An 11821-nucleotide genomic window follows, 5' to 3' on the forward strand; every position below is an offset into this window, starting at 1 on the left:
AATTTAGTACTTTTGTATTTATGCTAAATACAGGGCAAATCCTAGTCAAAGACATGGTGGTTTTAAGGGTTTGCTTGATTTTGTGTCTGAGGGAATTTTGCAGTTATCGCAGTGATAAATGCCAAGTCAGCAAATCCATAAAATTATTCATTCAGTTTTAAAGTGGGTTATCATGAAATTAAATCTAAGAGCAGCTCTGATCATTGGGCTGATGACCAGTGTGGGCGTGATGACGGCGTGCAGCAACAAATGCCAAATCCGACGGTAGATGTGCAGACCATCACGCTTGAAACTGTGCCAGTGATCCAAAGCTTTGCAGGGCGTGTTGCCGCCATTGAGACCTCGGAAGTTCGTCCGCAGGTGACTGGTATTATTGATGAAGTGCTGTTCTATGAAGGTAGTATGGTGCGGGCAGGACAGCCTTTATATCGGATTAATGTCGATAGCTATACCAGCCAAGTGCAGGCAGGTGAAGCAGCCGTCCAAAACGCCGAGGCAGCTGTCGGTAATGCTGAGGCCACGCGAGCATCAGCCCAAGCCAATCTAGCCGCCCAAGAAGCCAATTTGGCGCAGGCGCGGGCAGATGTGATGCGACTTGAGGGTTTATTGGATGTGGAGGCAATCTCTCGCCAATCTTTTGATCAAGCAGTGACTGCCATGCGCACCGCTGAAGCCAATGTTTCGGCTGCCAGAGCCGCGGTTGCGCAGGCAGACGCCAACATCCAAAGCGCTACTGCGTCCGTACAAAGTGCGCGCGCCAATCTAAACGCCAGTCAGCTGGACGCAGGTCGTACCATTGTCAAGGCACCCATCAGTGGTGTAACGAGCATCTCAGCGGTGACAGCAGGTGCGCTCGTGTCTGCCAATCAGCCAACACCACTGGTGACGATCAATCGCCTGGATGAAGTGTATGTAGATATTAGCCAATCTTCAACCGAAATGCTAAGATTGCGTGAGCAGATAGAATCTGGTCAAGCAGGTCAAGGCAGTGCAGAGGTTCAGCTGGTGCTTGAAGATGGTCAAACTTATCCCATCTTAGGACAGTTACTACTTGCCAATGCACAAGTAGATACAGCCACAGGCAACATGACCTTACGCGCTGTGTTCCCAAATCCTGATGGTAAGCTTGTACCGGGTATGTTTGTTAATGCTCGCTTAATTCAAAGCGTGGTGCATGAAGCAGCTTTATTGCCACAATCAGCGATCATGCGTACACCAAAAGGCGAAACCCAAGTTTATATCGTCAATGCAGATAACAAAATCGAGATTCGTACGGTAACGACGGCAGGCACTTACCATGGTAATTGGATTGTAACAGGTGGTATTAATTCTGGTGATCGTGTCGTGATTATTGGTGGTGCCAAAGTCAAGCCAGACCAAGAGGTTAATGTGCGAGAACTGCCGGCTGCCAGCAGTGAAGCAAATGCTAACGGCGCGCCGCCGCCTTCTAAACCAAGTAATGTTAACTCAAACATTCCAATGGCAAGACCGCAAAGCGATGCGACCGCCTCTGAGCCATCCGCCGAAGAACAAGCTGCGATGAACGCTGCTGACGAAACCAAGTAAATAAAGGTATATTATGTCTCGTTTTTTTATACATAGACCGATTTTTGCTTGGGTGATTGCAATTCTCATCATGCTGGTCGGTATTTTGGCAATTAATAATTTGCCGATTGAACAATATCCAAAAATTGCGCCGCCTCAAGTGACGGTACGCACCATCTATCCAGGTGCTGATGCTGAAACGGTTGAAAACTCGGTCACACAGATCATCGAGCAGCAGATGAAAGGGATTGATGGATTGATGTATATGTCATCAAATTCATCAGCCACAGGGTCTGCTTCTGTGACGTTGACATTTGAAAATGATACCGATCCAGACACCGCTCAAGTACAAGTCCAAAATAAGCTACAGCCCGCCATGAGCTCGCTGCCTGAGACGGTGCAGCGTATGGGCGTGAATGTCGAAAAATCCGCCAGTGACTTTTTGATGGTGGCAGCTTTTGTGTCTGAAGATGGCAGTATGGATCAGTCGGATATTGCTGATTATGTTTCAACGAATATTGTCGATCCCCTAAGCCGTGTGGAAGGTGTTGGTGGCACCAATGTGTTTGGTTCATCTTATGCCATGCGTATTTGGCTTGATCCTGCCAAATTGCGTGCCTATCATTTGATGCCGTCAGATGTTTCATCTGCCATCCGATCCCAAAATGTTCAGGTGTCGGCAGGGCAGTTAGGTACTTTGCCAACCAATACGGATCGTGTGGTGATTAATGCGACCGTCAGCGTACAAAGCTATCTGCAAACGCCAGAGCAGTTTGAAGATATCTTATTAAAAACAGATACATCAGGTGCTCAAGTACGCATCAAAGATGTTGCTCGTGTCGAGCTTGGTAGTGAAAATTACCAATTTAGAGCCCAGTATAACGGTCAAGCAGCATCAGGCCTTGCCATTATGCTTGCACCAGGTGCTAATGCGCTTGAAGTGCGTGAAGCGGTGGGTGTACGCTTAGATGAGCTGTCACAAAGCTTCCCGCCAGGGCTAAAAATGGTCGTGCCTTATGACACAACGCCATTTGTTCGACTGTCAATCACACAGGTAGTGCATACGCTGTTAGAAGCGGTGGTGCTGGTTTTCTTGGTGATGTTCTTATTTTTACAAAATTGGCGAGCGACGATTATCCCAACATTGGCAGTACCAGTGGTGATTTTGGGGACATTTGCTGTGCTGTCGGTGCTTGGTTATAGTATTAATATCTTAACCATGTTTGCGATGGTGCTTGCCATTGGTCTATTGGTGGACGATGCGATCATCGTCGTTGAAAACGTTGAGCGGATTTTGGAAGAAAATCCTACCATCTCGGTGATGGATGCCACCATTCAGTCGATGAATGAAATTAGTAAGGTTGTTATTGGTATTGCGCTGATTTTATCGGTGGTTTTTGTGCCGATGATTTTCTTTGGGGGATCTTCAGGCGTGATTTATCGACAGTTTGCGGTTACTTTGATGACCAGTATGGCACTGTCTGCATTCATTGCACTTGTGTTTACGCCGGCTTTGTGTGTGACCATTTTAAAGCGTCAAGCACATAAAGACATTGACACCCAAACTGGATTTTTTGGTTGGTTTAACCGCTTTTTTTACAAAACCAGTCGCCGCTATGAAAACTTTGTTGGCAAAACTTACGCCTCTAAATTGGTATATTTGGCAGTGTATGCTGGCATTGTGGCGGTTATGGCATTTATCTTTATGCGACTGCCAAGCTCATTTGTACCTGAAGAAGATCAAGGTGCGGTCATGACTTTGGTGCAACTGCCAGCAGGCTCAACACTTGATAAGACCAATGCGGTGATGGATAAACTGGCGAATTATTATCATGATAAAGAAGTGGATAACATCGAATCGGTGTTTACGATTTCTGGATTTAGCTTCATGGGCAGCGGTCAAAATGCTGGGATGGCATTTATCAAGCTCAAAGATTGGGATGAGCGAGTAGGTAGTGAAAATACCGCTCAGAGTATCGCGCGCCGAGCGATGGCGATGAATATGATGATTCCAGAAGCAAGCTTGATTTTCCCAATCGCACCGCCGCCAATCCAAGGCTTTGGTAATGCCAGCGGCTTTGATCTACAATTAAAAGATGTTGGTGGTGTAGGCCATGAAGCTTTGCTGGATGCACGTAATCAGCTGATGGGTATGGCGATGCAAAATCCAGCGATTGCTTCGATTCGTCCAGGTGGTCAAGAGGACGCACCTAAGCTAAAAGTTGATATCAATCAAGCGCAGGCAGCCGCTTATGGCGTACCTCTGGCGACGATCAATAACACCATCGCACAGGCGTGGGGCGGCAGTTATGTCAATGACTTTATTGACCGCGGACGCATCAAAAAAGTCTATATCCAAGGTGAGGCAGACAGCCGCGTGGTGCCTGAGGACATCAATCGCTGGTATGTGCGCAATCAATCTGGTGAGATGGTGAGCTTTGGTGCTTTTTCTAGCAGTAAATGGGAATATGGTAGTCCAAGCTTGGCGCGCTATAACGGCGTCTCTTCGATGGCGCTGACAGGCGCAGCTGCTCCAGGTCTGAGCACAGGCGATGCCATGGAGGCAATGGCACAAATGGCATCACAGCTGCCTGCTGGTATTGATTTTGAGTGGACGGGATTATCGCTTGAACAACAAAAATCAGGTGGTCAAGCGCCGATGCTGTATGCTTTATCGATTTTGGTCGTTTTCTTGTGCTTAGCGGCACTGTACGAAAGCTGGTCTGTGCCTTTTGCGGTGATTTTGGTCATTCCTTTGGGCGTGATTGGTGCTTTATTGCTCACCAAAATCCATGGTCTTGCCAATGATGTGTACTTGCAAGTCGCACTATTGACCGTAGTGGGTCTGTCGGCAAAAAATGCCATCTTGATCATTGAATTTGCCAAAGAAATCCAAGAGTCTGGTCAAACTCTCAAAGCGTCGGTCATGATGGCGGCGCGTATGCGTTTGCGCCCAATTATCATGACCTCGCTTGCTTTTGGTATGGGTGTTGTGCCACTATATATTGCCACAGGCGCAGGTTCAGGTAGTCAAAACGCTGTTGGTACGGGGGTTTTGGGCGGAGTATTGACATCGACGTTCTTGGGAATATTCTTTATCCCAATGTTTTACGTCTGGGTGCGTACGCTCTTTCCCTACAAGTCAAAAGCTCAGCCTGTGACTGGTGCTGAACCTCATGAACATGTTTAAGGATGGATTATGAAAATCTCTACAACTGCGCGTATCTTAACGCTCTCAGCGCTGGCTATCAGCATGGCAGCTTGTAGTAGCATTCCAAAGAAAATTGACACATCGGCACCCGTTCTGGCGGTGCCTAATGTGCCTATGAAGGATGGCTATCAAGTCTATGATGCTGACACCATCAGTGTCGCTCAGGCGCCAAGTGTGGCATCACTGCGCTGGCAGGAATTTTATACAGACCCTAAACTTGCAGCCTTGATTGAGCTTGCTTTGCAAAATAACAAAGACTTGCAATCGGCAGTTTTGGCTGTTCAGTCAGCGCGTGCCCAGTATCAAATCACCGAAGCTGGCAGCGTGCCACAAGTCGGCTCAAATGCCAGCGTAACACGCCAAGCCAATAACCGCGTCGATGCCAATGCCTCAACCAATTATCATGTTGGGCTTGCAATGAGTGGCTATGAGCTGGATTTGTGGGGTAAAGTCGCCAGTCAAAAAGAGCAGGCGCTGCATCAGTATTTAGCAACTAACGCTGCCAAAGATGCTGCTCAAATCTCGATCATCTCAAGTGTCGCTCAAGGCTATGTGAGCTTAGCCCATGCTTTGGCTCAAAGACAGCTGGCTGAACAGACGCTAAAAACTCGTGAACATGCGATGATGATTACCCAAAAGCGTTTTGAGGCAGGAATTGATTCTAAGTCGCCAAGCCTACAAGCGGCAAGTTCGCTTGAGTCAGCGCGTTTGGCGGTATATGCAGCAGATACCAGTATCTTGAAAGCTAAAAATGCGCTGCAGCTGCTCATCGGTCGCCCTGTCCCAAATGAGCTGCTGCCAGTGATAGACGCTAGTATGAACATGGGGAATATCACCGCACAGACATTGTTTAGTGCAGGTCTGCCCAGTGAGCTTTTGTATTATCGCCCAGACATCGTGCAGGCTGAGCATCGCCTAAAAGCGGCAGGCGCGAATATTAATGTAGCACGCGCGGCTTATTTTCCATCGATTCGTTTATCATCGAATGTGGGTTTTAGCAGTAATAGTTTGAATAACTTGTTTGAATCAAGCGCGTTGGGTTGGTCTTTTGGGCCTGCGATCAGCTTGCCCATCTTTGATGCAGGCAGTCGCCGCGCCAATCATGAGATGGCGCAAGTCGCTCAGCAGTCGGCATTGGTGGATTATGAAAAAGCCATTCAAACTGCCTTTAAAGAAGTCTCAGATGTCTTAGCTGAGCGTGCGACTTTGGGCTTGCGCATCGATGCTCAGCTTCGCCTTCAAGATAACTATCGTCAGACTTATGATATCGCCTACGCGCGGTTTCGTTCTGGATTGGATAATTATCTGACGGTGCTGGACGCTGAGCGGTCTTTGTTTACCAATCAGCAGAACATCCTGCAGCTTGAGCTTGCCAAACTGGTCAGTCAAATCCAGCTGTACCAAGCCTTGGGCGGCGGCGCAAGCTTAACCGCTGAGCAAATCACAGAATTTAATCGTCAGCGTGAAGCCATGCGCACCGCCGAACTTGCCAGTGATGAGATGATGGCTGCGCCTTTAGCTGCGCCTGGCACATCGCCGGTCATCGCACAGCCTGAGCCCGCTACCATACCAGCAGCACATCCGGCTCAGTGATTCTTTCGGTCACAAAAGCACCCATCAGCATGGGTGCTTTTGTTTTTGGCTTATGATAGAATGAAAAACCCTAATTTTAATCAGTCATAAGGATGGATGATGAATCGACGTCGTTTTTTGTTTGGTAGTCTTGGCATGACAGCGATGGGTATTTTTGGTCTGCCCAATGTTGCTTTGGGTGTGGTGCCCAATGTGTCGTTGCAAATCCCCAAAGAGCTGATGGACAATCCTTTGCTTGATTTTAGTGGTTTACCAAGATATTCAAAAATTAAGCCTGAGCATATCAAGCCTGCGATGATGTTTTTGTTTGAAGAAGCCAAAAAAACCATCGAAACCGTCGCCAATGAGCCTGATATCACTTGGCAAAATTTCTACTTTCCGCTTGCTGCAATTGATGACAAAATCGACAGAGTATGGTCGGCTGTTTCTAATTTGCACGCGGTCGCCAATGATGACGCACTGCGTAAAGCTTATAATGAGGCGCGCAGCTTGGTGAGCGAATTTTATACTTGGCGCGGCATGCATCGACCATTATTTGACGCGGTTTTGGCGCTCAAAAACTCACCAGAATACGCCACTTTGACCACCGCCCAACAAAAGCTGATTGATGATGTTGTGCTTGAGTTTCGCCTGTCTGGCGTGGATTTACCCAAAGACAAACAGGAACAATTGGCGAAGATCGATCAGCGATTATCAGAGCTTAGCACGCAGTTTGGGAATAATGCTTTGGACGCCACCAATGGTTGGCATCGCACTTTCCCAACGGCGGATGCACTCAAAGGACTTAATGATGCGGCACTGGCAAGTGCAAAACAAGCCGCCGAAGACAAAGGGGAGAGTGGCTATCGCATCGGGCTTGATATCCCAAGCTATATGGCGGTCATGACTTATGCTGATGATGCCGATTTGCGCCGCACCGTTTATAAGGCATTTTCGACCAAGGCATCACCACTGGCGGATACCACCGGTTGGGATAATACGCCAGTCATCGCTGAGATCATGACACTGCGCCATCAAAAGGCAACATTGCTTGGTTTTGATAATTTTGCTGAATATTCTTTGGCGACCAAGATGGCAGACAGCCCAAAGCAAGTGATGGATTTTTTGACCAATCTAAGCGTACGCAGCCGACCCAAGGCACAGGCGCAGTTTGCAGAGCTAAGGGAGTTTGCCAAGCAGACTTATGGCGTGGATAAAATCAATGCGTGGGATGTGGCGTACTATACCGAAAAACACAAAAGCGTACTTTATTCTTTTGATAAAGAATTGCTCAGAGAATATTTCCCTGAAGAAAAAGTACTATCAGGTTTATTTGAAATCGCCAAGCGCTTATTTGGGATTACCATTCGCCGTGGACAGGCAGATGTTTGGGACAGCTCGGTCAAATTTTATGAGGTTTATGATCCCCAAAACCGCCATAAGGCTTCGTTTTATTTGGATATGTATGCCCGTGACAATAAGCGTGGTGGGGCTTGGATGTCCACAGCGATCAATCGCATTCGCCGTATCGATGAGAGTGTTCAGCTGCCTGTAGCAGTGATTGTGACGAATTTTCGCCGTTCGGCAGAAGGTCAGCCGTCATTATTATTGCATGATGAAGTAACCACGCTTTTCCACGAGTTTGGACATGCCATCCATCTGATGCTCACCCAAATGGATGTGTATGGAGTGTCAGGTCTTTCAGGTGTGCCTTGGGATGCTGTCGAAGTGCCAAGCCAATTAATGGAAGGGTTTACCTTTAACCGTACGACGCTGCCTTTCATTTCGGCGCACTATCAGACCGGTGAGCCGCTGCCTGCTGATTTGCTGGATAAAGTCATTGAAGCCAAACATTATCAAGGTGCGATGAGCCTGATTCGTCAGCTTGAATTTGGTATTTTTGACATGCGCTTGCACAGCGACAGCACAGCTCATACGATGCAGCATGCCCAAGAGCTGTATTTAAAAGTCAATAAAGAAATTGGCGTCATCGATTTGCCTGACTTTGTCCGCCGACCAAACACATTCTCCCATGTCTTTTCAGGCGGCTATGCGGCAGGCTATTATAGCTATCTGTGGTCAGAGCTGTTTGCCAATGATGGATTTGCTAAGTTTGAAGAAGAGGGTATCTTAAGCCCAGTGGTGGGCAAGCGATTGGAGGATACCATTCTGGGTCAAGGTGGCTCACGCCCGCCAATGGCATTGTATGTGGCTTATCGAGGTCGAGAGCCTAACTTAAAGGCACTGCTTGCCAATTATGGCATCGAATGAGCCAAATTATACCTTGGCTTAACTATTTAAGCCAAGGTATATAAATTTAATTCAGCGGTAAAATCACATCAACCACTTTCCAGTCAAATAATCCATCACGCTCAAGCACCAAAGTGGTGGCTTTTTGATTATCGGGTTTTGTGATTGTAAGATGAAATTCATTCAAACCGCGGTAGGCGGTGTCATATTCAAAAGCATTAGCCCGAAAATTGCTTGATAATTCTGAGAGCTCATTTGGATTGGCGCCATATAGCTGAGCTTGTTCGCCCAAATTCAGCTCTTGACCTTGCATGACCATCTCGATCATGCTTGGAGTCAACAGCGTATCAACCAAGCCATCGACCATCGCAACTGCAAACATCGCCCCCATCATCGCAAAGCCATCTTCAAAATTGGTAGTGGTTGGCTCGTGGGGTATCGCTAGCATTTGACTCAGTTCTGGCGATTGAGCAATCATTTGGGTTTTGATTTGTTCCTTGACGCTTGCCTTTACCCTGACAAAATCAACCGATTCAATGATCGGCGCCACATCTTGCGCATCAATCGCTTGTTTGAATTGGTGCAATTTAAGATAAGGCGATGCGGCATAGTAGCCGCCAAAAAGAACCAAAAAAATAACGATGAGCGCCGTAAGAGATTTACGCATATATAAAAGACCCGTTAAGATTTGACAGTCAAGGAAAGTAGGCGCATCACCAAAGGACGCACAAAAATGACGCAAAAAAACGCGATCGGCCAAGCGATGATATAGGATTGAAAGGCTCGCATCCAAAACGCACTATCATAGCCGGTGTTGATCAAAACCAAAATAATCGTCATCAAAAACGCCATAATGGCTGACATATAAAAAGCAAAAGCAAAATGCGTAAAACGTGCTGGAATAAATGCAAAAGAACGATTTGAATTCATGACTTGACATCCAAACTCAGCAAAAATGTTGCAGCTATTGTACTGAATAACACAGCTTTTAGTAATTTATAATGTAACAAAAAATTAAAAAATTAGGCGCAACTGATTGGCGCCTAATTTTTTAGATGCTCACCATCGCTTAGATTGTGCAGCCTGAATGCGAGTCGTCACCGCATCTGTGAGCTTATCAAGCGATTTATTAGAAAGCTTGGTGAGCTTGATGTCAGCCATCGGGGAGCTCAGCTCCCAATCCCCGCGATAGCGAGACAGCTGCCATATCGCCAAAGATTGGCAATCAGGCTCGATTTGGTCAAAGCTGATGTGATATGCCTTGGGCATTTCTTTATCACCAAAATAGATCATGCCTTTTTGGGCTTTGCGAAGCGGCTGATTGTGATAGCTACTTAACACAAAAATCAGATGATGGACAGTATCAGGCAGCTGATCAAGCTTGATTTGGATTTGTTCTTGTTGGATCAAGCTGTCTTCAAAACTTTTGGCGCCCACCAAAGCATCCCCTTGATGGCGGATGGATTCGTCGGCGTTGCGCAGGTTACCATACCAAATCACATCAATGACATTAAATCCTTTATCATAAACAAAACATGACAGATCAAGATCCATCGCAACAGGCGCATCGTCTGCCAGCGGTAGTTTGGCAAGTAAAGCAGCCAGCCCTTGTTTTTCAAGGCTGGTAAAATGGTAGCTGACGCCTGCGATTAGCGTGCCATCAAGCTGATGTTCACTCAGCTTAACTGGATCAAAATATTCTTTTAAGACATGAGTTTTTCGAGACATAAATCAATTTTATCCATGAAATGAACTGTCATCATACCTGATCTTGCCAAGATTTTCGAGTGCTGATCTTAAGATTTGCGCCCAAAATCAGTGATTTTAACAAAACACCTAAATAGATTGTACAAATGCACGTATAAACCTTGGGTAGGACGAGCTTATGCGCCACTTACCCAAGCTCAATCAAAAATCTTCCCAGGATTGATGATGCCATTGGGGTCAAAGACGGCTTTGATGGCTTTCATATAGTCAATCTCAGTCTGGGTGCGTGTGTAGGTCAGATAAGGTTTTTTGGTCATGCCCACACCATGTTCAGCCGAGATGGAACCTTTGTATTTTTTGACGGTATCAAACACATAGGTATTGACCGTTTGACATTTTTCAAAGAACTCATCTTTGCTTAAATTGGCAGGCTTTAGGATATTTAAATGCAGATTCCCATCACCAATGTGTCCAAACCAGCAGATCTCAAAATCTGGATAATTGTCTTTGACGATCTGTTCGATATCACTGATGAAGTTTGCCAAATGGCTGATCAGTACTGACACATCATTTTTATAAGGGGTGAACACTGAAATGGTTTCAGAAATGCTTTCACGCAATTTCCAAAGCTCCTGAAGCTGACCGACACTTTGGCTCATCACGCCATCAATGATCAAGCCATCTTCGGCGCATTGCTCAAATACGCTCATCGCCAAATCCAGCACTTCTTCTGTCATCGCTTCAAATTCTAGCAATACATAAAAGGGTGCTTGGCTGTCAAAAGGTGCTTTGGTGTGACCTGCTGCGATGACTTTATCAACGGCAATTTGATCAAAAAATTCAAAAGCGGTTAAGCTCAGCGCCTTCCCAAAACGATCCAGCAGCGCCACAACGCTATTAAACTCAGGCACGCCCAGCACCATGGCGGTCAAGTTTACTGGCTGTTTTTCAAGCTTGATCAAAGCTTTGGTGACAAAGCCGAGCGTCCCTTCGGCACCGATGAACAGATGGCGAAGATCATAGCCTGTGGCGTTTTTAAGCATACCGCCGTTTAATTCTAAAATATCACCCTTGCCAGTGACGACGGTCAAGCCCAAAATTTGATTGCGCGTCATGCCATAGCGAATGACTTTGATGCCGCCAGCATTGGTGCCAATATTGCCGCCAATTTGACTTGAGCCAGATGACGCAAAATCCACCGCATAGTACAGATCTTTACTTGCGGCAAACTCTTGCAAAGCCTTGGTCACGACACCTGCTTCGACTTCTACCATACGATCGGCATCATAAAACTGCCCAATGTGATTCATCTTATCAAAACTAACCACCACTTCACCTTTTGATGCCACCGCCGCAGCCGACAGACCTGTGCGACCACCGCTAGGGACCAGGGGCGTGCCATGCTCATTAGCCAATCGGACAATGGTTGCCACCTCTTCGGTACTCTTTGGAAATAGCACCGCCTGGCAATCGGTGCTAAAGTGTACTGTCCAATCGCGTCCCCAGTGCTGCGTAGATTCGGTATCGGTTTTGATG

8 protein-coding genes are annotated in these 11821 nt (G+C 46.7%); 4 read left to right on the forward strand and 4 right to left on the reverse strand.

The window, feature by feature from the left end; genetic code table 11:
* Positions 1-162 precede the first annotated feature (162 nt).
* From AO382_RS04815 to AO382_RS04830, 4 genes are all read left to right on the forward strand, one after another.
* Positions 163-1566 (forward strand): efflux RND transporter periplasmic adaptor subunit, encoded by a 1404-nt coding sequence (locus AO382_RS04815; protein ID WP_227513630.1) that lies wholly within the window; start codon positions 163-165, stop codon positions 1564-1566.
* Between the two features lie 13 nt (positions 1567-1579).
* Entirely contained in the window at positions 1580-4735 is a 3156-nt protein-coding gene (locus AO382_RS04820) for an efflux RND transporter permease subunit (protein WP_064618626.1), read from the forward strand.
* Positions 4736-4744: 9 nt separating this feature from the next.
* Entirely contained in the window at positions 4745-6349 is a 1605-nt protein-coding gene (locus tag AO382_RS04825) for an efflux transporter outer membrane subunit (RefSeq protein ID WP_227513631.1), read from the forward strand.
* 99 nt (positions 6350-6448) lie between these two features.
* Positions 6449-8599, forward strand: coding sequence for a M3 family metallopeptidase (locus AO382_RS04830; RefSeq protein WP_201030217.1), 2151 nt, complete (start codon positions 6449-6451; stop codon positions 8597-8599).
* A 46-nt stretch (positions 8600-8645) separates the two neighbouring features.
* On the opposite strand, the gene AO382_RS04835 is transcribed toward AO382_RS04830, so the two are convergent.
* The 4 genes from AO382_RS04835 to AO382_RS04850 form a co-directional block, all read right to left on the reverse strand.
* Positions 8646-9245 carry a DUF2939 domain-containing protein gene (locus AO382_RS04835; protein WP_064618629.1) on the reverse strand — a complete coding sequence of 200 codons (600 nt, stop codon included), beginning with the start codon at positions 9243-9245 and terminating at the stop codon, positions 8646-8648.
* Positions 9246-9259: 14 nt separating this feature from the next.
* Positions 9260-9508, reverse strand: coding sequence for a DUF2798 domain-containing protein (locus tag AO382_RS04840; RefSeq protein ID WP_064618630.1), 249 nt, complete (start codon positions 9506-9508; stop codon positions 9260-9262).
* A gap of 129 nt (positions 9509-9637) precedes the next feature.
* Complete coding sequence (locus AO382_RS04845) at positions 9638-10306, reverse strand: TerD family protein (RefSeq protein ID WP_064610447.1); 669 nt, start codon at positions 10304-10306, stop codon at positions 9638-9640.
* Between the two features lie 176 nt (positions 10307-10482).
* Positions 10483-11820: an FAD-binding oxidoreductase gene (locus AO382_RS04850; RefSeq protein WP_081261378.1), complete on the reverse strand. Its 1338-nt coding sequence runs from the start codon at positions 11818-11820 to the stop codon at positions 10483-10485.
* Position 11821 lies beyond the last annotated feature (1 nt).

Source organism: Moraxella catarrhalis, assembly GCF_001656295.1.
GTDB classification, from domain to species: Bacteria; Pseudomonadota; Gammaproteobacteria; order Pseudomonadales; family Moraxellaceae; genus Moraxella; species Moraxella veridica.